The sequence below is a fragment of the Megasphaera stantonii genome (assembly GCF_025567065.1).
In the GTDB taxonomy this organism is placed as follows: domain Bacteria; phylum Bacillota; class Negativicutes; order Veillonellales; family Megasphaeraceae; genus Megasphaera; species Megasphaera stantonii.
Genome location: NZ_JAOQKD010000005.1, coordinates 86,760 through 110,692 on the forward strand (window position 1 = coordinate 86,760; position 23,933 = coordinate 110,692).

General features: G+C 55.7%; 20 protein-coding genes. 18 read left to right on the plus strand and 2 right to left on the minus strand.

The window, feature by feature from the left end; translation table 11 throughout:
- Window positions 1-49: 49 nt before the first annotated feature.
- The 6 genes from OCV58_RS04735 (at window position 50) to OCV58_RS04760 (ending at window position 8,171) form a co-directional block, all read left to right on the plus strand.
- Entirely contained in the window at window positions 50-478 is a 429-nt protein-coding gene (locus OCV58_RS04735; RefSeq protein ID WP_087478462.1) for a hypothetical protein, read from the plus strand.
- A gap of 16 nt (window positions 479-494) precedes the next feature.
- Window positions 495-5,654: an ESPR-type extended signal peptide-containing protein gene (locus OCV58_RS04740; protein WP_154877106.1), complete on the plus strand. Its 5,160-nt coding sequence runs from the start codon at window positions 495-497 to the stop codon at window positions 5,652-5,654.
- A gap of 361 nt (window positions 5,655-6,015) precedes the next feature.
- A complete protein-coding gene (locus tag OCV58_RS04745; RefSeq protein ID WP_087478557.1) occupies window positions 6,016-6,231 on the plus strand; it encodes a DUF1659 domain-containing protein in 216 nt (71 codons plus the stop codon).
- 35 nt (window positions 6,232-6,266) lie between these two features.
- The gene (locus OCV58_RS04750; protein WP_087478558.1) at window positions 6,267-6,494 is read left to right on the plus strand and encodes a DUF2922 domain-containing protein; all 228 of its coding nucleotides are present in this window, start codon (window positions 6,267-6,269) and stop codon (window positions 6,492-6,494) included.
- An 87-nt stretch (window positions 6,495-6,581) separates the two neighbouring features.
- Window positions 6,582-7,178, plus strand: a complete 597-nt coding sequence (locus tag OCV58_RS04755; RefSeq protein ID WP_267312793.1) for a sigma-70 family RNA polymerase sigma factor — start codon at window positions 6,582-6,584, stop codon at window positions 7,176-7,178.
- 183 nt (window positions 7,179-7,361) lie between these two features.
- Entirely contained in the window at window positions 7,362-8,171 is an 810-nt protein-coding gene (locus OCV58_RS04760) for an Rpn family recombination-promoting nuclease/putative transposase (protein WP_154877108.1), read from the plus strand.
- Between the two features lie 460 nt (window positions 8,172-8,631).
- Here the strand turns inward: OCV58_RS04760 and OCV58_RS04765 are convergent, their stop codons facing one another.
- A complete protein-coding gene (locus tag OCV58_RS04765; protein WP_267312794.1) occupies window positions 8,632-9,576 on the minus strand; it encodes a diacylglycerol/lipid kinase family protein in 945 nt (314 codons plus the stop codon).
- 231 nt (window positions 9,577-9,807) lie between these two features.
- On the opposite strand from OCV58_RS04765, the gene OCV58_RS04770 reads away from it, so the two are divergent.
- From OCV58_RS04770 to OCV58_RS04790, 5 genes are all read left to right on the plus strand, one after another.
- Window positions 9,808-11,421, plus strand: coding sequence for a gamma-glutamyltransferase family protein (locus tag OCV58_RS04770; RefSeq protein ID WP_267312795.1), 1,614 nt, complete (start codon window positions 9,808-9,810; stop codon window positions 11,419-11,421).
- A 319-nt stretch (window positions 11,422-11,740) separates the two neighbouring features.
- Window positions 11,741-12,415 (plus strand): helix-turn-helix transcriptional regulator, encoded by a 675-nt coding sequence (locus OCV58_RS04775; protein WP_095629054.1) that lies wholly within the window; start codon window positions 11,741-11,743, stop codon window positions 12,413-12,415.
- A gap of 149 nt (window positions 12,416-12,564) precedes the next feature.
- On the plus strand, window positions 12,565-13,824 hold the full coding sequence (locus tag OCV58_RS04780; RefSeq protein WP_087478592.1) for an SLC5/6 family protein: 1,260 nt from the start codon (window positions 12,565-12,567) through the stop codon (window positions 13,822-13,824).
- Between the two features lie 18 nt (window positions 13,825-13,842).
- Window positions 13,843-15,150: an L-cysteine desulfidase family protein gene (locus tag OCV58_RS04785; protein ID WP_154877110.1), complete on the plus strand. Its 1,308-nt coding sequence runs from the start codon at window positions 13,843-13,845 to the stop codon at window positions 15,148-15,150.
- A gap of 457 nt (window positions 15,151-15,607) precedes the next feature.
- Entirely contained in the window at window positions 15,608-15,781 is a 174-nt protein-coding gene (locus tag OCV58_RS04790) for a DUF5320 domain-containing protein (RefSeq protein WP_267312796.1), read from the plus strand.
- 992 nt (window positions 15,782-16,773) lie between these two features.
- Here OCV58_RS04790 and OCV58_RS04795 read toward each other — a convergent pair.
- Complete coding sequence (locus OCV58_RS04795; RefSeq protein ID WP_154877111.1) at window positions 16,774-17,604, minus strand: pyridoxamine kinase; 831 nt, start codon at window positions 17,602-17,604, stop codon at window positions 16,774-16,776.
- Window positions 17,605-17,775: 171 nt separating this feature from the next.
- On the opposite strand from OCV58_RS04795, the gene OCV58_RS04800 reads away from it, so the two are divergent.
- The 7 genes from OCV58_RS04800 to rsmI all read left to right on the plus strand — a co-directional run bounded on the left by OCV58_RS04800 (window position 17,776) and on the right by rsmI (window position 23,909).
- Entirely contained in the window at window positions 17,776-18,231 is a 456-nt protein-coding gene (locus OCV58_RS04800) for an NUDIX hydrolase (protein WP_087478566.1), read from the plus strand.
- A 10-nt stretch (window positions 18,232-18,241) separates the two neighbouring features.
- Window positions 18,242-19,708 carry an aminotransferase class I/II-fold pyridoxal phosphate-dependent enzyme gene (locus tag OCV58_RS04805; protein ID WP_154877112.1) on the plus strand — a complete coding sequence of 489 codons (1,467 nt, stop codon included), beginning with the start codon at window positions 18,242-18,244 and terminating at the stop codon, window positions 19,706-19,708.
- A gap of 5 nt (window positions 19,709-19,713) precedes the next feature.
- Window positions 19,714-20,388, plus strand: coding sequence for a dTMP kinase (locus OCV58_RS04810; RefSeq protein WP_154877113.1), 675 nt, complete (start codon window positions 19,714-19,716; stop codon window positions 20,386-20,388).
- Window positions 20,389-20,491: 103 nt separating this feature from the next.
- Window positions 20,492-21,481, plus strand: coding sequence for a DNA polymerase III subunit (locus tag OCV58_RS04815; RefSeq protein WP_154877114.1), 990 nt, complete (start codon window positions 20,492-20,494; stop codon window positions 21,479-21,481).
- Entirely contained in the window at window positions 21,482-22,321 is an 840-nt protein-coding gene (locus OCV58_RS04820) for a PSP1 domain-containing protein (protein ID WP_087478570.1), read from the plus strand. It begins immediately after the preceding gene.
- On the plus strand, window positions 22,314-23,048 hold the full coding sequence (locus OCV58_RS04825) for a tRNA1(Val) (adenine(37)-N6)-methyltransferase (RefSeq protein WP_154877115.1): 735 nt from the start codon (window positions 22,314-22,316) through the stop codon (window positions 23,046-23,048). The genes OCV58_RS04820 and OCV58_RS04825 overlap by 8 nt, the downstream gene beginning before the upstream one ends.
- 15 nt (window positions 23,049-23,063) lie before the next feature.
- Window positions 23,064-23,909 carry a 16S rRNA (cytidine(1402)-2'-O)-methyltransferase gene (rsmI, locus tag OCV58_RS04830; protein ID WP_154877116.1) on the plus strand — a complete coding sequence of 282 codons (846 nt, stop codon included), beginning with the start codon at window positions 23,064-23,066 and terminating at the stop codon, window positions 23,907-23,909.
- Window positions 23,910-23,933 lie beyond the last annotated feature (24 nt).

Genomic DNA, 23,933 nt, shown 5'->3' on the forward strand with positions numbered 1-23,933 from the left:
TCGCCCGGCGCGCGCTCCGTGTGCTTGCTAGAGAATCCATAGGTTGCCTATGAAACGGAAAGCCATATGTCCCGTTTGCGGCAAAGAATTTGAAGCGGACCGAATCACGCAGAAATACTGCAGCAATTACTGCCGGCGCTACGCCCACCGGCACGGCGTAAACGATCACGGCCGGTCGTCGCGGAAAAAGGAAGCCCTGCGGACCTTTCACTGCCTGAAATGCGGCAAGCTGGTGCGGGTGACCGAGGCGACGGACAGGCGGACGAAATTCTGCTCGGCTCATTGCGAGCGGCTGTACTGGAAGCACTCGGAAAAAGTCAAATCCCAGACCATACGCCACGCCTTTCACTGCCGAAACTGCGGAACCTACGTGGAAATCACCGAGCCCTACGACCGGCGGATCGCCTTTTGCAGCGCCGCCTGCCGCCTGCGCTGGTTTTCCCTGCATCGAAGCAAAAAAGAACGCGTATTACCATAGCAAGGAGGAACTAGGTATGAATCGAATATATAAAGTCATATGGAGTAAAGTAAAACATCAATACGTCGTCGTATCCGAGCTGGCGCACAGCTGCACGAAGAGCGCAGGCAGCCGCGTCGGCCGGAGCGCCGCCGCCGTATTGGCCGCCTTGGTGCTGACGACGGGCCTCTGCGCCGCGCCCGTACAGGCTGAAGAACTGACGGACCCCTACGCCCTGCTCAACGCCCAGGTAGAAGAAACGAACAATACGTCTTCGGATAAGATAGTAACGCTGGCCTCAAATCCGCAAGCAAAAAGCGTCGCGCCTCTGGCGAATGAAGACGAAGGGCAGCCCGGCGAAGGCGGCAGTTCTACTGTTACGACGCCGGATGGACAGCATACGATCTATAACGAAGAAGGCTTTTATGCCCATAACGGTCAGGGCACGTATAATTCCCTGACCAAAGACGGCCTTTTCGTAGGGGGTACGGATGACGGAGAAGGCCTCTACGTCGATAACGACGGCAATATCTATACCGACGGAAATGCGGAAGTGGAAGGCTCGTTATCGGCGGCAAACAGGAACTTTGAAGTAAACGAAGATGGTACTTTATATGCGCGCGCCGGCCAAAGCCAATTCCAAGTTCGCGGCGATTTAATCGGCATTCAGCAAGGAAATAGCTATATTGCTGTAACAGAAGAAGACGGTGCTGTGTTTAGCAATGGAACAGAAGGTAAAGAAACGCAGATCAACGGCGACGTCGTTACGACGGGAACTGTCAATACAACGAATTTAAATGCCGGTAAAGCTGATATTGAAGGAACGATTACAGCTGGCAGTGCCGTTATTGAAGGCGCTGCTACCGTTGGCGGAAGCTTAACGGCTGGTAGTATCCAGACAGAAGGCCAGTTGAAAGCCGGCAGTGCGGTCATTGATGGAAACACGACCATTGGCGGCATAGCGACGGTCGGCGGCCTGACAACGGAAGGAACGGTCACGGCCGGCACTGTCAATACGACAAATCTGAATGCTGGAAAAGCTGACATTGAAGGAACCATGACAGCAGGAAGCGCAGCCATCAGAGGCAATGCTGACATTACCGGCACGGCGACAGTCGGCGGCTTGACGACGGAAGGCAAAGTCACGGCAACCAATGCGAAAATTACTAATTTGAAGGCTGGCAAGGCCGATGTTGAAGGAATTGTAAGAGGCGGCAGCTTTGCGAATACGAACGATAGCTTTACTGTCGATGACCAAGGAGACGTTAAAGCTCATAATGTAACGCTTACCGGCACGCTGGGAGTAGCTGGCGCGACAACCCTTGACAACACGCTGAGCGTTACAGGAGAAACAACTCTGACTGGCGCGTTGAAGGCTAATGGCACGGCAACATTTGCCCAAGGCGCGTCTATGGACGGTAAAAAGATCACCAATGTAGGAGAGGGAGAAGTTAACGCGACCTCAACAGATGCAGTAAACGGCAGCCAGTTAAAGAAAGTAGCCGATACGGTTAAGACCTACCAAGCTGGAAACGGTATTGCCATAGCTAAGGGCGATACGCAGACGCCGACTATATCGGCTAAAGCAGCTGACGGCGGAAACATCGTCGTAAACGCTGATGGCATCAGCTTAGCGAAAGAAGTGAGCGGCCTGACGAGCCTCGGCACTGATGCGCTGACAGTGAACAATAATGCGACGCTCAGCGGTACGCTGGGAGTAGCTGGCGCGACAACCCTTGACAGCACGCTGAGCGTTACAGGAGAAACAACTCTGACTGGCGCGTTGAAGGCTAATGGCACGGCAACGTTTGCACAAGGCGCGTCTATGGGCGGTAAAAAGATCACCAATGTAGGAGAGGGAGAAGTTAACGCGACCTCAAAAGATGCAGTAAACGGCAGCCAGTTACAGAAAGTAGCCGATACGGTTAAGACCTACCAAGCTGGAAACGGTATTGCCATAGCTAACGGCGCTACGCAGACGCCGACTATATCGGCTAAAGCAGCTGGCGGCGGAAACATCGTCGTAAACGCTGATGGCATCAGCTTAGCGAAAGAAGTGAGCGGATTGACGAGCATCGGCACGGAAACCATTACGGCTAACGGAGCAGCCAAGGTTGGCAGTCTTACGACAACAGGGGCTATCAGTGGCGGTAGCGTAACGGCAGGAACAGGACTGTTTTCTACTTCCGTGACGATTGGAAATACTGCGAGCGGTCTTAAACTTGCCGACGGAGAAATTACCGGATTAGCTACGAGCAAGATTAATGCTAGTACGGATGCCGTTAACGTAGAGTATTTGCAAGACTATGTGAGCAAAAATGGTACAGGAAAGACTTATACGGCAGGAAATGGTATAGTTATTGACGGTTCGAACGTCGTATCGGTGAAGAACGGCAACGGTATAGGATTTGACGCTAGAGGCAACGTAGAAGTGAAAGCGGCACAGGATGGAAACATCGTTGTCGATACTAAGGGAGTCAGCCTGTCGAAGACAGTCAGCGGATTGACGAGCATCGACACGGGAACCATTACGGCCAGCGGAGCAGCCTCGGTTGGCAGTCTTACGACAACAGGGGCTATCAGTGGCGGTAGCGTAACGGCAGAAACAGGACTGTTTTCTACTTCTGTGACGATTGGAAACGCTACGAACGGTCTTAAACTTACCGACGGAGAAATTACCGGGTTAGTTACGAGCAAGATTGGTGCTAGTACGGATGCCGTTAACGTAGAGTATTTGCAAGACTATGTGAGCAAAAATGGTACAGGAAAGACTTATACGGCAGGAAATGGTATAGTTATTGACGGTTCGAACGTCGTATCGGTGAAGAACGGCAACGGCATAGGATTTGACGGCAGCGGCAACGTAGAAGTGAAAGCGGCACAGGATGGAAACATCGTTGTCGATACTAAGGGAGTCAGCCTGTCGAAGACGGTCAGCGGATTGACGAGCATTGGCACGGGCGCTCTGACGGCTACGGGGGACGTTACGGCGGCTAGCTTCAAAGTAGACGATAAAACCTATATTTCGAGTACGGGACTAAATGCAAACAACCAGAAGATTACAAATGTGGAAGACGGCAAGCTTGTTTCTGGTTCGAAAGATGCCGTAAATGCCGGACAGCTGTATGATGTGAAGCAGTCTATCAAGACTTATGTGGATGGCAACGGGATTACGATTGCCGGAGACGACAATAAAATATCCGTCAATACCGGCAAGGGATTAGAAATTGCCGACGATAAAGTACAGGTCAAAGTAAACGGCAGCAACCTGACGCTGGATGAAACAAACGGATTGGGTCTGTCTACAACCTTGACTGGTCTTGAGAGCATAAAAACGGGCACACTGAATGCGACAGGAGCCGTCACAGCGGGAAGCTTTTCTACGACGAATGGTAGCGCCACTATCGGTAATATTATTATCAATGCAAATAACGGTGGAAAGATTACTGGTTTGACTGGCGGCGTTGTGAATGAAAATTCGACCGAGGCTATTAATGGAGGCCAGCTTTGGAAAGTTCAGCAAGACATCCAAGGTATTTCCGATTTGGCTGTAACGTACAGAAATAAAGATAAGCAAGCAGTCGATTTATCCTACAATAACGGTAATGGTACTACGATTACTAACGTAGCTGCTGGAGATATTAGTAGGGCAACGTCTATGGATGCTGTCAATGGCGGACAGTTGTATGCTACGAATCAGATTGTCGGTGATGGCGATTACTCGTCTAATAATTTCTTGATAGATAGCACGGCTGCTGGCGGTATGGATTTAACGGAAGCTGCCAGCGCATTGGATAAGGCTATTGGCACACTTAAATTTACAGGAAATGATGCTGTATTAGCAGATTCTTATACCAATGTTACTGATGCAGTATCTACATTGGATAGAAATATTGGTAGCTTGAAATTTACAGGACGTAACGTATTGTCGGCAGAAAAAATGCCATCTGCGACAAGCGCTCTTGATGCATTGGATCGTGCTGTTGGTTCGGTAGATTTTAAAGAGACGCCTTACTTAGGAACCGCATATACTAATTTAACATCAGCCACAGACAAATTAGCCTCAGCTATGAGTAATATTGCTGGTATTGTAGGCATTCGTACTGATGCTTCAGGTAATCCGATGAATATTGACTGGGGGGACGATCATCCTAAAATTGATCCTAGTGCGAGTGTTGTTACTGCTATTAAAGGTATAGATACCCGTGTTATGACCTTAGAAACTGCTGGCAATGCTCTTTCCGCTTTCTCCCGCTCTAATATCAGCACCCTCAGTGCGCTCAGCAATATGGATGTGAGCGCAGTCAATGCGTTGTCCAGTTTGAGCGCCGATGATCTTTCCAAGCTTTCGGAAATTTCTGTTGCTTCCGATGGCAGTGGAGCTGCGGAAACTAGCGGAACAAACACGACGAACAACAGCGGCAGACCGGACAGAGGGCCGGGCAGCGGAGCTGACGATTCCATTTCTCATGACGGCGACACCGTGACAGTAGATAATAATGTAAAAGTCACGGGCGATACGGACTTGCAGGGGAATCTGAATGTCGGCGGCGACGCAACCTTTAATGGCAACGTCGATATGAACGGTACCCTCAACATGAATGGCAACAAGATTACCGGCGTAGCCGACGGCGAAATTTCCGCAACGTCGACGGACGCTGTCAACGGCAGCCAGCTGTGGCAGACCAATCAGCAGGTTGCGGCTAATACGGAAAACATCGGCATCTTAGGCAGCGCAGTCAACAAGCTGGGCGACCGCATTGAACGGGTCGGCGCAGGGGCAGCGGCGTTGGCGGCCTTGCATCCGCTGGATTTCGATCCGGACAACAAGCTGGACTTTGCGGCCGGCTTTGGTAACTACCGCGGCGCAAGCGCAGTCGCTGTAGGCGCCTTCTATCGGCCCAGCGAAAACGTCATGTTCAGCGTCGGCGGCGCATTCGGCGGCGGCGAAGACATGGTGAACGCCGGCGTATCCTTCAAGGTAGGCGCAGGCTCGGGCAGCGCGACGACGTCGCGGACGGCTATGGCCAAGTCGCTCAAGTCCATGCAGGAAGTCGTGGCTTCCCAGGATGCCCAGCTGGCGCAGCAGCGCGAACAGATCGACAAGCTGACGGCGATGGTCGAGCTCCTGATGGAACAAAACGGCCAGGCGCAGCCGAAGGATGGCGACGCCCAGGCAGGGCAGCCGCAGCAGTAAGATTGTTTGGGCAGCCGTGACGGGCTGACCGAAGGCAAGAGAATACGGGTCGGGGGGATAGCCTCCGGCCCGTTTTTTCTGGGCAAAAATACTTTTTGAAATATAAAAAGTTCATAAAATATAAGGAATATACCTGTATAGTATTTAATCTTTTCGATATCCTGGCCTTTGCTTCGTATGTATGCTAAGAATTTCCTTCTGTTTCTTTCTATTTCTTTTTAAATTAGGGACGAAATTCCGATTTTTAAGGAAATAAATATATTTCTCGATGTCCCATATACAGTAGAGGGGCGAGCAAGGAAGAAGGCGCGCCTCACCGGAAGTATACCGTATCCTAAGAAAGGGAAAGGAGGAAGGACCGATGGCAGAACGTACGCCTGTTTCCAGCAAGCTGAAGCTGACCGTGTCGTATCAGGACGGCAGCGGCGCGCAGAAGACCCGTCAGGTCACGTTGGCTCATTTGAAATCCGGCGCAGAGCCGGCCAATATCGTCGACGTCGTGACGGCTCTCGGCACGCTGCAGGACGACCCGTTTACGGCGATCCGCGAAGTAGTGGAACACGAGATTTCGGCCTAAGGGCCCGACCATACTAGAGAAAGGAGGTACCGGCTATGGCTGTGACGAAAACGAGAACGCTCCAGCTCGAATTTCTCGACGGGGGCGGCAACAGCGTCGTCTACTCCCTGAAGGACCCGAAAGAGGGCCTGGACAAGGCGACGGTCGAAGCGGCGGCCCGGACGATTGTCGAGAAGAAGGTCTTCGCGACGGCTGACGGCGACCTGGCGTCGCTGAAGCAGGGCCAGATCGTGACCCGCAGCGTCGAGACCATCGACGAGTAAAAAAACGCGCCGGGCGGCATGTCTCGGGCCCAATGCCTGAGGCCGCCTGCCGGCGCATAGTATGTGAATAGATTGGAGGAGTTCGAAATGACCGAAGCGCTGCGGCCTTGGATTCGCGAGGCCCAAAACGGCAGCACCGAAGCTGTCGAATTTATTTTAGAGCAGTTTCATCCCCTTATCTGCAAGCATTCGCGGAAGAATCTCCATCACTACGGCTCGATGGACGAGGCCCGCTCGACGGCTCATTTGGCGATTATCGACTGCATTCACGCCTTTGACTTGGACAGCGATGAGGACGCGCCGCGGGCTTTCAACCGCACGATTCAGAGCCGGTTTCGCCGGGAAAGCCGCCAGAACCAGGTGTACTGGGCTCGGGTGGAGAAGAACATCATCGGCGAGGAGGCGGCGACGGATTTGCCGCCTATTATCGACGAGCTGGCTCCGGACCCGCATCACTACATGGATTTCGTCGGCCTGCGGGACGACCTGGATCTGCACCTGAGACGCCTGAGCGAGCGGGAACGGCGGTTTTTGCATCTGCGCTACGCCGCCGATATGACGCTGGCAGCTATCGCCGCTTTGCACGGCTTGTCGGCCTCGCAGGTCTGCAAGGTAATCAAAGGGGCGGAGAATAAATTAAAATCGGCCATGACGGCCCAGGAATATAAGGATATTTCGCCATGACAGCTATGCCGGATGATGCGGACTCGTGCGTCCGGCATCAGAGCGAACGTGGCGAAGACGGGGGAGCTGAGAGGCTCTTTTTTTTGTGCCCGGAACAGGGGGAAGGTGCCGTTTTTGGCATAGGTCATTTGTTGCCGAATCGTACATATGTTTAGTATACTATAAGTAGAAGGTGGCGAGGCCGTGAAGCGAATCAAGGACTGGGAAGAGCTGACCATACAGGACAATTTCCTGTTTTTAAAGGTCATGCAGAATAAAAGGCTGTGCCAACATCTGATTGAGAAAATACTGCAAATCAAGATCGTCGAGATTACCTACCCCGACACGGAAAAGAGCATCGACGTCCGCTGGGACAGCAAGAGCGTTCGCCTCGACGTATACGTCAAGGACGAAACGGGCCGGGTCTACGACATCGAAATGCAGTGCGAAAACGAAGCGAACAACGGCCTGGCCAAACGGACGCGGTATTATCAGGGAATGATCGACATGGAGCTCTTGAATAAAGGCGACGTATATGATAACTTAAAGCCATCGTATATTATATTTATTTGTACCTTCGACGCCTTTGCCAAGGGCCGGCCCATGTATACCTTTCGGAACCGCTGCGTAGAAGAAGACGGCTTGGAGCTGAACGACGAGGCGACGAAGATATTCCTGAACAGCAAGGGCGACAGCGAGACGCTGGACCCGGATATACGGGCGTTCCTGCGGTACGTCGATGGAAAAGCGGCGGAAGGGGCGTTTGTGCAGGCCTTGGATACGGAAGTGAAAGCTATCAAGCAGCATAAAGAAACGAGGCGAGAATATATGACGTTGGCGATGGAGTTAAAGAGAATGTTTGCCGAAGGCGAGAGAACGGGCGAGCAAAAGAAAGAGACAATGATGATATTAGAAATGCTGCGTGAAGGTATTTCTAAAGAGACTATTGCTAGATGTGCGCGTGTATCGGTTGAGTATGTAGTAGAATTAGGAAAAAGGAATCATTTGCTGTAATTTGGGCAAGGTGCCTGCGGGAGTAGACGCCTTATGTTGTAAGATAGAATTTCGTTTTTGCACAGACGACAGCGAGGCCTTGGACCCGGATATACGGGCGTTCCTGCGGTACGTCGATGGAAAGGCGGCGGAAGGGGCGTGCCTTTTGTGAAAGCGACAGCGCGAAGGATATGCAGGTGTTTTTGCAGTACGTCGACGGCGAGGCGGCGCAGAACCTGATAGAGGTCTCAATGGCTGGAGAATGGGACGATATTTCGTTGGGACTATTGTGCTGGATGATGAGGATGCGTGCGTTTGGCACCTGTGGGAAAGCGATGGCGAAGGGCTGCGTGATTTTTTCTCCGAAAATAAGCAATATCCCGGCGCAGGGCATACGAAACAGACCGAAGGACGAGGCATATAGGTCGTCTTTCGGTCTGTGTTTGCTTTCTTGTATTGTCTGTATTGATTTCTGCCGGCCTTACGGAATGCCCGGTATATTGATGGGAAAGGCGTGAGGGCGGGGTGTGTCCGGCGTGTCCGGCACGTAGACCGTCAAAAACGACGGCAGCACTTCCAAATCGAGGGGGAAGGCCGGCCCTTCGTCGCCGTCCATATTGGTCGACAGGGGATGGTCGTCTACGATGGAGATCTTGGCCCGGGTCGTCGTCATGAGGGTCATGTATTCGCTGCTCAGGGGCGCGCCGGCGAGAAATTCCGGCACGAGCTTGAGCAGGTCCAAATAGGTAAAATCCTTGAATACGGCCAGCCAGATCTTGCCGTCGTCTACGCGGGCCTGGGGGGCGATGTTGCGGAAACTGCCGACGGAGCTGGTCAGCATGGCGACGAGCAGAGGCGAGCGGTAAATCATTTTGCCATCGTCCGTTTCGATTTTAAACAGCGACGTCTGGTGGTTCTGCAGGGCCTTGATGCCCGTGAGGAAATAGGCCAACGGGCCGAGGCGGGTTTTCTGCTCGATGGAGACGTGGCCGACGGCTTCGGGCATGATGCCGGCGGCGATGGTGTTGACGAAATAGCAGTCGTTGGCCCGGGCGATGTCGACCTTCGTCGTCCGGCAGTGCTTCAGCATGGCAATGGCTGCTTCAGGGTGCAGGGGAATGCGCAGGGCCCTGGCCAGGTCGTTGACCGTACCCAGAGGGATGAATCCGAAGTTGATGGGGCGGTTGGCCTGTGCCAAGCCGTTGATGGTTTCATTCAGCGTGCCGTCGCCGCCCATGGAAAATACGGCGTGGAATCCGTCAAGGGAGGCTTCTTTCGCCCAGGCTGTCGCATCGCCGGCTTTCTCCGTCTGTCTCAGCTCTACGAAATCAAACATAGTCTCCAGCTGCGCTTTCAGTGCGTCCTTATGATATTTGGCCCGTTCCCGGCCGGCTGTCGGGTTGATAATCAGCATACACCGTTCCAAAGTACATATCCCTCCATGCTGTTAAAATACGCCGTAGCTGTAGGCTGTAATAATGTACTATTATTATAGCCAGAAACGATTCGCAAGTGAAGACGGGAAGGGGGGATTTGTAAAAAAATTTTTACAGCCAAAACATGACGGCTATGGAAAAGGAGTTGACCGCCTGCCGTCGAACTACATATTATAGTAAAATATAGCGGCAGCAACGCGTATCATAAGGGAGGAATGACAATGGATATACAATTTGACGCGGCCTGTTACCCCTACGCCTCGCGCCGCGAAGTCGTATACGGCCGCCGCGGCATGGTGTGCACGTCCCAGACCCTGGCCGCCCAGGCCGGGCTGGATATGCTCAAGCAGGGCGGCAACGCCGTAGATGCCGCCTTGGCGACGGCTATCAGCTTAGTCGTACTGGAGCCGACGAGCAACGGCCTGGGCAGCGATGCCTTTGCCCTCATCTGGACGAAGGGCAAGCTCCACGGCCTGAACGGCAGCGGCTGGTCGCCTCAGGGGCTGACGTGGGAGGACCTGCATGATAAAGGCTGCGACGCCGTGCCGCACCGGGGCTGGACGCCGGTCATGGTGCCGGGCGCACCGGCGGCCTGGGCGGAAATCCACGAGCAGTTCGGCAAGCTGCCCTTCGAGGCCCTCTTTGAGCCGGCCATCTATTACGCCGAGCACGGCTACGCCGTCATGCCGAACCTGGCGGCCATGCTGGCTGAAAGCTGGGAAAGCTTTGCGCCCTATCGGGAGGAAGCGGCCTTTTCCGGCCTGTTTTCCACCTTTTTCCCAGAGGGACGGCCGGCCCGGGCCGGGGAAATCCTGCATCTTCCCGACCACGCCGCGTCGCTGCGCCTGCTCCGCGACACGCGCTGCCGGGCCCTGTACGACGGCGAGCTGGCCGACGCCATAGACGACTGGTCGCGCAAGACCGGCGGCTACATCCGCAAGGACGATCTGGCGGAATACAAGCCCCAGTGGGTCGAGCCCATCCATACGAACTACCGGGGCTACGACGTGTGGGAGATTCCGCCGAACGGCCACGGCCTGGTCGTGCTGATGGCCATGAACATCGCCAAGGGCTTTGATTTTGCTGAGCGGGATACGGTCGAGTCCTTCCACCGGCAGATCGAAGCCATGAAGCTGGCCTTTACGGACGGCCGCCAGTACATCGCCGATCCTCGGTTCATGAAGACCGACGTGTCCTACTGGCTGTCCGATGCATATGCCGACGGGCGGCGCAGCCTCATCGGCGAGGAAGCGGTGCTGCCGACGCCGACAGATGCCAACAACGGCGGCACGGTCTACCTGTGCGCCGCCGACGCGGAAGGCAATATGGTCTCGTATATCCAGAGCAACTTCGACGGCTTCGGCTCGGGCATCGTCATTCCCGGACGGGGCATCGCCCTGAGCGACAGGGGCAGCAATTTCAGTATGGATCGCAGCAGCGACAACTGCGTCGGCCCGCGCAAGAAATCGTACCACACGATCATTCCCGGCTTCCTGACCAAAGACGGCGAGCCCATAGGCCCCTTCGGCGTCATGGGCGGGTTCATGCAGCCCCAGGGCCAGATGCAGGTCCTCATGAACACCATCGATTACCACCTCAACCCCCAGGCGGCCCTCGACGCGCCGCGCTGGCAGTGGGTCGGCGGCAAGCGCATCGAAGTGGAGCCGGCTGTTCCCGATGAAATCGTAGAAGGCCTGCGGGCCAAGGGGCACGACGTCGTCGTCAATCCCAATATCATTTCGTACGGACGGGGCCAGATCATCTGGCGAAACGACGAAGGAGTCCTCATGGGAGCGACAGAACCCCGGGCTGACGGCGTCGTCGCCGCCTGGTAAGGGACGGAGCCAGCGAGCCTGTCCCGGTTCTTCCGACGGGAAACAAGGCCTTATTTGTACCGTTTTTCACAGACAAATTTTTTGCATGACAATAAAAAATTAGGCATAACATTTCTTTGGCAAGACTGACAGCGTACGGCGCCTGCGTACGCTGCCAGTCTTTTTTGTCATGTCCTGAAAGGACAAAATATACTATAAATGCATTACTTATGGCCTGTAATTGCGATTTTAGTATATGGCGAATATTTTTTGCAAAAGACATTGCAAAAATTTTATTGCGATGATAAAATCTTATCGAAATAAGAAAGGAGGGGACGACATGAGAAAATTAGAGACCTATATACCATTAGTAGAATTTTTGGGAAAAGCCTTAGGGGAACATTGTGAAGTAGTATTACATGATGTAAGCGATCCGGAACATTCTATCGTGGCTATTGCGAATGGACATCTAAGCGGACGCAGTATCGGCGGCTCGCTGACCGATATGGTGCTGAAGCTCCTTCGCCAGGGCGACAAGGAACAAACGCAGTACGTCGTCAATTACCACGGCAAGGGAAGTACGGGTCATCTGTTTCGCTCATCTTCTTATTTTATCCGAGGCGACGAAGGCTCGATCATCGGCGTGCTGTGTCTGAACTACGACGTGCAGCCTTACATCACGGCCCGGGAGATCATCGATAAGGAAATCCTCAAGGGCCTGAAGCTGGAAGAATTCCTTCCGGCAAGCCACGAAGACGCCGTGCCTGCCGACGCCGTCGAGAATTTGTATAAAAACGCCGGCGACGCCATCGAGAGCATGATCGACAAGCGGCTGGCGGAATATCCCGTAGAGCCGAAGCGCCTGTCTATGAAAGAACGCATTCAGGTCAGCCATGATTTGAATGAGGACGGCCTGTTCCTGCTCAAAGGCGGGATTTCAGCCCTCGCCGAGCGGCTGGAGGTGTCGGAGCCGACCGTATATCGGTATTTGCAGCGCATCCGCCGGGAAGAATAAGCGGACAAGCTGATTGAATTTTGGTTGATGTATCGGATTTGGAATAGGGGACGAAGCCGGTATTCATTATATTTTTGTCATATATTTTGTAAAGGAGATGGATTTTTAACATGGCAACCACAAAGTTGACTCACGCCCAGAAAGCTGGCATGACGGAAGCGGAATGGAAAGAGGCGATTAAGTTTGACGGCACCGACTGGGGCTGGGTCATTATGAGTATCGGCATGGCTATCGGCGCCGGTATCGTATTTCTCCCCGTACAGGTAGGTATCGCCGGGATTTGGATTTATTTGTTATCTTCTGTTATCGGCTATCCGGCCATGTATTTGTTCCAGAAATTATTTATTAATACCTTGGCTGCCGCAGAAAAAGCGGAAGACTATCCCAGCATCATCGCCGGCTACCTCGGCAAGAACTGGGGCTTCTTCCTCGGCGTATTGTATTTCATCATGCTGGTTATCTGGGTATTCGTATATTCTACGGCGATTACCAACGACAGCGCGTCCTTCCTCCATACCTTCGGCGTAACGGACACGGTCCTTTCGGATAACCCCTTCTATGGATTGGCTATTATCTGCATCCTCGTAGCCCTGGCTTCCCGCGGCGAAAAGCTGCTGTTCAAGCTGTCTACGGGCATGGTTTTGACAAAGATCGGCGTTATTGCCATCTTGGGCGTCATCATGGTACAGCACTGGGATTTGGCCAACTTCGGCTCCTTCCCCGACTTTGAATACCTCATCAAGCAGACGATCATCATGCTGCCCTTTACGCTTACGTCTATCCTGTTCATCCAGAGTCTGAGCCCCATGGTTATTTCCTACCGGGCCCACAACAAGTCCATCGAAGTCGCCCGCTACAAGGCGATCCGCGCGATGAACATCGCCTTCGGCATCCTCTTCGTCGTCGTATTCTTCTATGCCATTTCCTTCAACCTCGCCATGGGTCACGACCAGGCCGTTGAAGCGTACTCCAAGAATATTTCCTCCCTGGCTATGGCCGCACAGGGCTTTGAAGGCAACTCCGTCCGCATCATGAGCCTGGTTCTGAACATCTTCGCCGTTATGACGGCATACTTCAGCGTATTCCTCGGCTTCCGCGAAGCCTGCCACGGCATCGCCCTCAACTGCCTGCGCCGCATGATGCCGGAAGAACGCATCAATAAGGGCGCTCTGAAATTCGGCATCCTCATTTTCGCCGTTCTCGTATCCTGGGGCGCTATCGTGCTCAACGCGCCGGTCCTCAGCTTTACGTCTATCTGCAGCCCCATCTTCGGCCTCGTCGGCTGCCTGATTCCGGCTTACTTAGTTTACAAAGTGCCGATGCTGCATCAGTTTAAGGATCTCAGTCTGAAGATCATCATCTTCACCGGCATCTTGTTAGTTATTTCTCCGTTCTTGGCATTTTCGTAAAAAGGAGCGCATGATAGTATGACAAACGCAAAATGGGAAAGAATGATTGAAATCATGAAGACGGACGTCGTTCCGGCAACGGGATGTACGGAACCCGTATCGCTGGCCTTCGCTGCGGCTACGGCTGCCCGTGAACTGGGCGAACCGGTCCAGTCCATCGAAGCCCGCGTATCGGCAAATCTGATGAAAAACGGCATGGGCGTCATGGTGCCCGGCACGGGCCGTCCCGGCTTATATATCGCCGCAGCTGTCGGCGCCTTGGGCGGCGACCCGTCTAAGGACCTGCAGGTTCTCAACGGCATTCCTGCCGACATCATCGAAGCCGGCAAGCAGATGGTAGACACGGGCCTCGTTACGGTCGGCATCGCCCGTGAAGTTCCCAACGTCCTCTACTCTGAAGCCCTGGTAAAAGGCAAGGAACACACGGTCAAGGCCTGCATCGCTGACTCCCACACCAACGTCATCCGCATTGAAAAAGACGGCGAAGTCATTTTCAACGCAGAACAAGAAGAAGACAACAGCCTGGAAGAAAAGAACGCCTTCCTCAACGGCTTGTCCGTCAAGGAAATCATCGAATTCGCCGAAAACGTTCCCCTGGAACAGGTCGATTTCATGAAGCAAGCCGAAGCCCTGAACGACGCCCTCTCTAAAGAAGGCCTGACGGGCAAATACGGCCTGGCTATCGGCTGCGCCCTCCAGCGCAAGCAGGAAAAAGGCCTCGTAGGCAAAGACCTGATGAACGAAGTCGTCATCCGCACGGTCGCTGCTTCGGACGCCCGCATGGGCGGCGCTCCCCTGCCGGCTATGACCAACTCCGGCTCGGGCAACCAGGGCATTTCGGCGACGGAGCCTGTCGTCGTCGTAGCCGACTACGTGAAAGCCAATGACGAAGATCGTCTCCGCGCCATGGTATTGTCCCATATGATGGCCATTTACACCCATTCCTTCCTGCCGAAGCTGTCCGCCCTGTGCGCGACCCTGACGGCATCGATGGGCTCGGCGTCGGGCATGGCCTGGCTCCTCGACAGAGAACACGCTGAACAGACCATCAGCAACGCCATCTGCAGCATGACCGGCGACGCCATCGGCATGGTCTGTGACGGCGCGGCCAACAGCTGCTCCATGAAGGTCGTAACCTCCGTATCGTCGGCATACCGTTCTGTCATGCTGGCCCTCGACAACATCCGCGTCGGCGGCGACGACGGCCTCGTAGCGCACGATGTAGACGAATGCGTCCGCAACGTAGGCTGCCTGGCCTGCCAGGGCATGAAAGTAACGGACGACGAAATCCTCAACATCATGCTTCACAAAAATAAAGGCTGCTAATCTTGCAGAATACCTGATACCTTACACCCTTCATAATACATAACAAAGAAACACGAGCTTGGGATTCTTCCCACTCGTGTTTTTTTGTTGTGTAACTTCAGGCTGCGAAACGGGATTATCGTACTTAAAACCTGCCGCGAGGCGGTTTACCGTAACTTCAGCGTGTATATATATGACATGATAAGAGCAAGTACAGCGAAAGGTCGGTTCTATTTTGGGCGTAGAACTTGAAGTGCAAAATTAGGGAAAGGGAAAAAGGCGGGGCTGGGCAATAGCCGTGTGTGGATTCATCTGAATTATGGAACCCTATGCTGTGGTAAGGGAGGGGGCAGAGACAGCGGCCTGAACGTCGATGATACGGCGGTGTCGCTTAGCCATGGAGATAACAGCGCATCTGTCGGAGCAGACGGAACGACGGTAACAGGCGATTTGAACGTGACCGGCGACTTGACTTTCAATGGTGATCGGCCTCACCTTCCGCGTCGGCGAAGGCGCGTCGGAAGCTCCGGCTGTTCAGGATACCGAAACGAAGCAGCAGATGGAAGCGATGAAGCAGGAAATCGAAATGCTGAAGGCAGAACTCGAACAGTTGAAGAATAAAGATACGGAAGGCACGAACGATAAGAACTAACTCCGTGTGACAGGGAACCATCTCTTAGGATACTAACAACGCAAAAGCATCGGGTTCAGGTATGTATATGTATCTGAGCCCGGTGCTTTTGTGCAATTCGCTGCTCGTTTTGTGTATTGCCGCTGCTATACAGGGGCGAACTTCGTCATCGTGCCTCCTCCTTTCCTTCGCAGGGCCGACGCCCCTTTTCTGCGTTGGTAGTTGCCCTTCAACATGAAATGGCGGCGTTTTCCATATACCCCCTGCATATTTGCAAAATACCCCCTATGCGTATATAAAATCGGCATACCTGCGGCATAAACCAGATAAGCTCCCTCCCCGCCATGCTGCAAAGCGGAGAAGGAGCTTATCTGGTTTTGCTGTTCACTTGTTGGTAATTCTTTTACAAAAGAAATAACCGCCCTCAGTCCCCAAACTTAGGCGGCATATTTCTTGCTTAAAATTGTAGGGGCTATACCCGTTTGTCGGTGCAATGCCTCATTTTTTATTTCATCTTTTTTATGATATCGGGCGGCGAGAAGACTGTCAAGGAAAATATAAGATCGGCATATGTATTGTTCATGGCCATTTTGATATAGGCTGTTGACATAGGCTGTTGACATAGGCTGTTGACATAGGCTGTTGACATAGGCTGTTGACATAGGTTCATCGGCCATGTATCATATTGCCACAGGCATTACACACACAACGGCAGGCGGTTATATCGCCCCTATCCATTTGAACGGAATGGGGGTGATGCCCATGAACGATATGAACATTTTCTTATTGTTGATCATCGTTTTGGTCCTTTTGACGCAAAAGAAATAACCGCCCGTAGTCGCTAAACGTTGGCGGTATATTTCTACTGTTACTATTAGGGGCTATAACCGTTTGTCGGTGTAATGCCTCATTTTTTATTTCATCTTTATTATATCGGCTATGGAAATCTTCGTCAAGGAATTTCGCCGCCCGGCTATGCATATCCTGACAGCGGTCTTAAACAGGGATTGTTCTTATCGTATCAGGCGGGACAGGCAGGGTTCGAACTGGACGCCTTCGCGGTAATCCGAGCCGGAGCGGTAGGTGTACTCGATGGCGCAGCTGACGAAATCCATGGCCTGCAGCACGGCTTCGTGGAGCGACGCGCCGTTCATCGTCGCGCCGGTCAGGACGCTGGCGAAGAGGTCGCCGGTGCCGCAGGTGCTGAAGGGGATGCGGGGCGTCGAGCTTTCGTCGAAGGTGGCCGTAGCCGCGTCGTAGCTGGCGACTTTGATTTCTTCGTTCGGAGCGGGCACGCTGGTGACGACGATTTTCTGCGGGCCCAGCTCGGCCAGTCCGCTGCATACTTCCCGGATGCGCTGGGTATTGGGAACTGTTTCGTCGAAGGACGTGCCTAACAGCAGGCAGGCTTCCGTATAGTTCGGCGTGATGATGGTCGCGCGGCTGACGAGCTTTTTCATTTCCGTGATGATATCCGGCGTAAAGACGGGGTACAGGACGCCGTTGTCGGCCATGGCCGGGTCGACGACGATCAGCGTATCTTCGCTGGCGAAGCGGCGGATGGCGTCGGTTACGATGGCGATTTGGCCGGCGTCGGCCAGAAAGCCGCTGTAGATGGCGTCGTAGGAAAGGCCCAGCTCCTGCCATTTATCCATAAAGCCGTTCATATGGGGCGTAAAATCGGAAAAGGTGTAGTTTCCGTAGGTAAGATTATTGCTGAACATGGCCGTCGGAAAGGGACATACCTGGATTCCCATGGCGGAAATAACGGGAATGGCGGCAGTCAGGGAACAGCGGCCGAAGGAACACATGTCGTGAATTGCAAGTACTCGTTTGGTTGCCATAAATATCGCGCCTCCTCGCGTAAACTGTATACCCATTTTACCGCATTATATGGCAGAAGTAAATGAGACAGATAGGGGCGATTCTGTATTCTTCGCGGCCAATCTACTCGCGGCGTCTGTCCTATGGTATAATAACAGAAAATCTGTTGGCATGGAGATGGAGGAATTAGGATGGCCCAAGAGGAACGGGTAATTATGGGACTGAGCGTAAAAGCCATGGTATTTTTTGAAGGGCGGCTGCTGCTGCTGCAGAAAAACGACGCCGAAGGGCTCCACCACTGGGAATTTCCCGGCGGCGGACTGCATTTTACGGAGGATTTCGAAGCCGGCCTGCGCCGGGAGGTGCAGGAGGAAACGGGACTGACTGTGGATCTCGAAGCGCCTGTCGGCATTTGGAGCTACCAGAAGCGGGACGGCCAGTTTTTAAACGGCGTCATCTTTTCGGCTTTGGCCGACAGCGGCGACGTCGTCTTGTCGGACGAGCATCTGGCCTATCGCTGGGTGTCGCCGGAAGAGTTTCATACCTATCGGATTCACGGCTCCCTGCGGCGGTCCCTGCGGCAGATGAAGGGCTTTGCCTACGAGCGGAGCTACGAGCTGCTGCGCGATTTTTTAGCGATAGATTGAGGATATGCAAATGGATATCAAAAGACAGGAACAGGCTCCCTTCGTAGAGGCCCTGGAAGCCTACTGCCGGCTCGGCATGACGCCCTTTCACACGCCGGGGCACAAGGGCGGGCGGAGCAGCTCAGCGTATCAGCGCGGCCTGTTCGGCGACGCCCTGCGCCGCGATTTGGGGCTGATGTATGCGCTGGACGATTTGTTCCAGCCCGAAGGGCCGCTGAAGGAGGCCATGGAGCTGGCGGCGGACCTATACGGCGCGGGACGGACCTTCTTTTCCGTCAACGGCACGACGGCCTGCATCGAAGCCATGATACTGGCTGTCTGCCGACGCGGCGATTATATCATCATTCCGCGGGAGGCCCACCGGTCGGTCATGGGCGGTCTCATACTGAGCGGCGCCATACCGGTGTACATGGAGAGCCGCTTTGCAGAAAAAGAGCAAATTTCTTTGGGACCCGATCTGGAAAGCTTGCAGGCCGCCATTGCCGCCTGCCCGCAGGCCAAGGCCGTCTTGTTTACCTACCCGACGTACGACGGCATCGCCGGAAATCTGGAGGAAATGGCCCGCTATGCCCATGAGCAGGGGATGTTCGTCCTCGTCGACGAAGCCCACGGGGCTCACTTGCCCTTTTGCGGCGATTTGCCGAAGGATGCCTTATCCTGCGGCGCCGACTGCACGGCTCAGAGCACCCATAAGCTGACGGGCTCCCTGACGCAGACGTCTATGCTCCACTGCCGCCGCGGTTTTCCCCTGACAGATAAGGTCGCCGCGGCCATGGCCCTCGTCCAGTCTACGAGTCCCCATTATTGGTTTTTGGCCTCCCTGGACAGCGCCCGCCGGCAGCTGGCCCTGCACGGACGCGAGCTCGTCGGGCAGGCCGTCGGGCTGGCCCGCCAGGTGCGCTCGGAACTCAACGGCATAGACGGTCTGTATTCCTTCGGGACAGAAATCACCGCCTACGACGCCGTGGGGGCCTTCGACGAGACGAAGGTGACCATCGATTTCTCCGGCCTGGGGCTGGACGGCAGGCAGGCTGAAAAACTGCTGAGGAAGGAAGGCGTCGAGGCGGAGCTGACGGCAGGGAATCACGTGCTGGCCCTCATGACGATGGGCGACGACGAAGAGACGGCCCGGACGCTGTGCCGGGCGTGCCGCCGCGTCGCCGAAGGGCTATCTGGACGGACGGCAGGAACCTGCCTTCAGTCGGCGGAGCTGCCCCTGCCGGTCCCCCGCGTCGTCGTGCCGCCCCAGGAGGCCTGGAATGCCGAGACGGAGGCCGTGCCCTTCGCCGAGTCCCTGGGCCGCGTCGCCGCCGAGACGGTGACCTTCTATCCGCCGGGCATTCCCGCCATCGGGCTGGGAGAAGAGATTACGGCCGATGTCATGATATATATAAAGGAAAAATTAGCGCGAGGCTATAGTTCCAACGGCCCGGCCGACGGGACCCTCGGCACGATTCGCGTGATCAAAGAAGGATGATAGATATGAGAGGAAAATTGATTATCATCGAAGGCGGCGACGGCAGCGGCAAGGCGACGCAGACGGCTATGCTCGTCGAGCGGCTGGCGGCGGAAGGCCGGCCGGTGCGGTCCGTCAGCTTTCCCGATTACGACAGTGATTCCAGCGCGCTGGTCAAGATGTACCTGCGCGGCGACTTCGGCAGCGACGCCGACGGGGTCAACCCCTATGCGGCGTCGGCCTTTTACGCCGTCGACCGCTTCGCGTCGTACCAGACGCAGTGGAAATCGTTTCTGCAGGACGGCGGCATCGTCGTCGCCGACCGCTATACGACGAGCAACATGCTGTATCAGATGATTAAAATAGACGACGCGGCGGCGCAGGAGGCCTACCTGGACTGGCTGTGGGATTTCGAGTTCGGCAAGCTGGGCCTGCCCGAGCCGGACATGGTCGTTCTCCTGGACGTGCCCCTGGCGGTGACGGAACGGCTCATGGTCGGCCGGACGGGAAAGACCGGCGGCCGCACGGGCGACATCCACGAGAAAAACGAAGGCTTCCTGCGGAAGTGCCACGACGCCTACGACGTGCTGGCGAAGCGGTACGGCTGGCAGCGCATTGCCTGCGCCGACGGCCTTGCGATGCGCACGCCTGAGGCGATTTGCGACGACGTGTACGAGGCCGTCCGGGCCTTGTGGAAATAGGGGGCCGGAAACGGCTGAATTTGGCGGTGAACCTAGACTTTACCGCCATTTTTTTTTATAATAAATTAGTTAAGATGATTTTTCCGGCGACAGGAGGCAGGCCATGTACGAGCAGTATTTTCAGGATATTATCGGCCACGGCGCCATCAAGGAGCGGCTGATCCGCCTGCTGGAAAAGGACCGCCTGCCTCACGCCATGATTTTTGCCGGTCCGTCCGGCGTCGGCAAGACGATGATGGCCTTTGCCGTCGCGTCGGCCCTGGCCGGCCGCCGCGTCTTTGCCGGTCAGGACATGAAAGGCGACGGGCCCTTCGCGGCCGACGGAGACGAGGCCTATTACGTAGCGCCGCAGGGGGCGATGCTGAAGGTGGACCAGTTCCGCCAGCTTCAAAGCCGCCTGATACTGCAGGGACGGGTCGGCTGCATGCGGGTCTGCATCATCGACCACGTAGAGACGATGAACGCCGAGTTTGCCAACCGCATGCTGAAAATATTGGAAGAGCCGCCTCGGGGCGTCTGCTTCATCCTCGTGACGGACCAGCCGTCCCTGCTGCTGCCGACCATCGTGTCCCGCTGTGCCGAGATTGCCTTTGAGCCCGTCGGCGACGCAGAGCTGACGGAAGGCCTCCTTCGCCTGCGCGGCGGCCGGCCTGCCGACTACGAGCAGGCCGTGGCCTGGGGCGGCGGCATCGTCCAGTCCGTTCTGGCCCATCTGGACGGCGGCGGGGGCCAGGAGGCGGAGCGGGCTCTGGAATTTCTCCGCATCGCGGCGACGCACCGCTGCCCCTACGCCAAGTGGTTGTCCGTCTGCGCCGATATGACCGAAACGGAAACGATAGAAACGCTGCGCTGGGCCGGCATGTTCCTGCGGGATATGGCTGTGCTGCGCAGCGGCGCCGAGCCGTCCTTGCTGCGGCTGAAACGGCATACCGAAGACATGATGAAGCTCATGACCTATTGGACAGACGAGGCCATATTCGCCATGCTGCGGGCCTTCGACGAAGGCATGGAAGCGGCAGGCCGCCACGTCAATACGCGCCTTGTATGGGATTACGTCTGTATACAGTGCATACAGGCCAAAGGAGGTATTTAGTTGATAGTAGTAGGTATACGATTTAAACCTGCTGGTAAGATATATTATTTCGATCCGACGGGCATTCCCCTGGATTTGGAAGACGGTGTCATCGTCGAGACGGCCCGGGGCATGGAATACGGCTCCGTCGTCATCGCCCCGCGCAGCGTCGACTCGGCCGAGGTGGTGCAGCCCTTGAAGCCGATCATCCGGAAGGCCACGGCCAAGGACCTGCGCCAGGTGGAACGCAACAAAGAGCGGGAAAAGAAAGCCTTCGGCATCTGCCAGGAAAAAATTGCCAAGCATAAGCTGCCCATGAAGCTCATCGACGTGGACTACACCTTCGACATGGGCAAGATCATATTCTTTTTTACGGCCGACGGGCGCATCGACTTCCGCGAGCTGGTCCGCGATTTGGCCGCCGTGTTCCGCACCCGCATCGAGCTGCGCCAGATAGGCCTGCGCGACGAAGCGAAGATGGTCGGCGGCATCGGCTGCTGCGGCCGGCCCCTGTGCTGCGCCACCTTCCTGGGCGATTTCAAGCCCGTGTCGATCCGCATGGCCAAGAGCCAGGGCATGAGCCTGAACCCGACGAAGATTTCCGGTATCTGCGGCCGCCTCATGTGCTGCCTGCGCTATGAAAACTCCCTGTACACGTCGGGCGAGCTGAAATGCGCAAGCTGCCAGCAGAAGGCGGAGCAGCAGAAGCCGCCGGCCGTAGGCCGCAAGGTCATTACCGACGAAGGGACGGGCACGGTCCTGCGGGTCCACATGAAGGACCACACCGTCAAGGTACAGCTGGAAAACGGCCATACCATCAACGTGTCCTGGTCCGACGTAGCGGAAGTGGAACATGACTGATATACTGCGGCCCCACGAGCGCCTCGACGACCTCGTATTGGACGGCATGAAGCTCATCCAGCGGGACGACCAGTTCTGCTTTTCCATCGATACGGTGCTCCTGGCTCATTTCGGCCCGGTCCTGCGCGGCCCGGCTCTCGATTTGGGGACGGGGACGGCGGCCATACCCCTCATTCTGACGGCCCGCGGGGCGGCGGACGTGACGGGCGTAGAGCTCAATCCGGTCATGGCCGACATCGCCCGCCGCAACGCGGCTCTCAACGGGCGGGACGACAGGATACGCATCGTCGAAGGCGACTACCGCCGCATCCGGGAATGGTCGCCCAGCGGCTATTACAGCGTCGTCTACGCCAACCCGCCGTACCGGGAAAAGAGCCGCGGCGCCTACAGCGAAACTGACGGCATTCGCCGGGCCCGCCACGAAGAGACGGCTACCTTGGACGACGTGATGGAAGCCGTCAAATATGCCTTGAAATACAGGGGACGGTTCCGCATGGTTCATATTACGGAACGGCTGGCTGATATTTTGGAATCTATGCGCCGCCACGACGTAGAGCCTAAGGCCCTGCAGATGATTCACGGCCGGCCCGATAAAAAGGCCAAGCTCTTTCTCGTCGAAGGCGTCCGCGGCGGCAGCGCCGGCTTAGAAATATGGCCGCCCCTCATCGTCCACGAAGCAGACGGCTCGTACAGCCGGGCCGTGTTGGATATGTACGGAAAGGAATAGGGGAAAGGAGATACGATGGCTGAAGTTTTTCAAAAGGGAACGCTCTATTTGTGCGCGACGCCCATAGGAAATTTGGAAGATATTACGTACCGCGTCGTCCGCTGCCTGCGCGAGGCCGACGTCGTCGCCGCCGAAGACACGCGACACACGAAGCAGCTTCTGGCGGCCTACGATATCGACACGCCTCTGACGAGCTATCATGAGCACAACAAGGCCGAAAAGGGGCCCCAGCTCATCGACCTGCTCCGCCAGGGGCAGATGGTGGCCCTGGTCAGCGACGCCGGCATGCCGGCCATCTGCGACCCCGGCAGCGACCTCGTGCGGCTGGCTATCGAGGCCGATATCCCCATCGTGCCCCTGCCCGGGGCCAACGCCGGCCTGACGGGCCTCATCGCGTCGGGCATGGACACGACGCAGTTTACCTTTATCGGCTTTCTGCCCAAGACCCAGAAGCATCGCCGGCCCGTGCTGGAGCGCGTGAAGAGCTACGGCGGGACGCTCATCTTTTACGAAGCGCCCCACCGCATCCAGACGGTGCTCCGGGAGCTCCTGGATGTCCTGGGCGACCGGCAGGCCGTACTCTGCCGGGAACTGACCAAACGGTACGAACAATATATGCGCGGCCCCCTGAGCCAGGTGACGCAGGAGCTGGCCGAACAGGGCGCGCGCGGAGAATTTGTCATTCTCGTCGCCGGGGCGGCCGATTCGGAAGACGCGCCTGCCGGCGACGGCGATTACGCCGCCCAGGTCCGGGAGCTCATGGATCAGGGCGTCGATAAAAAAGAAGCCGTCCGCATCGTAGCCAAGCGCTGCGGCGCGCCGAAACGCAGCGTCTATCAGGCTGCGCTCACGTTATCATAAGCCGGCTCATTTGCCGGTATAGGA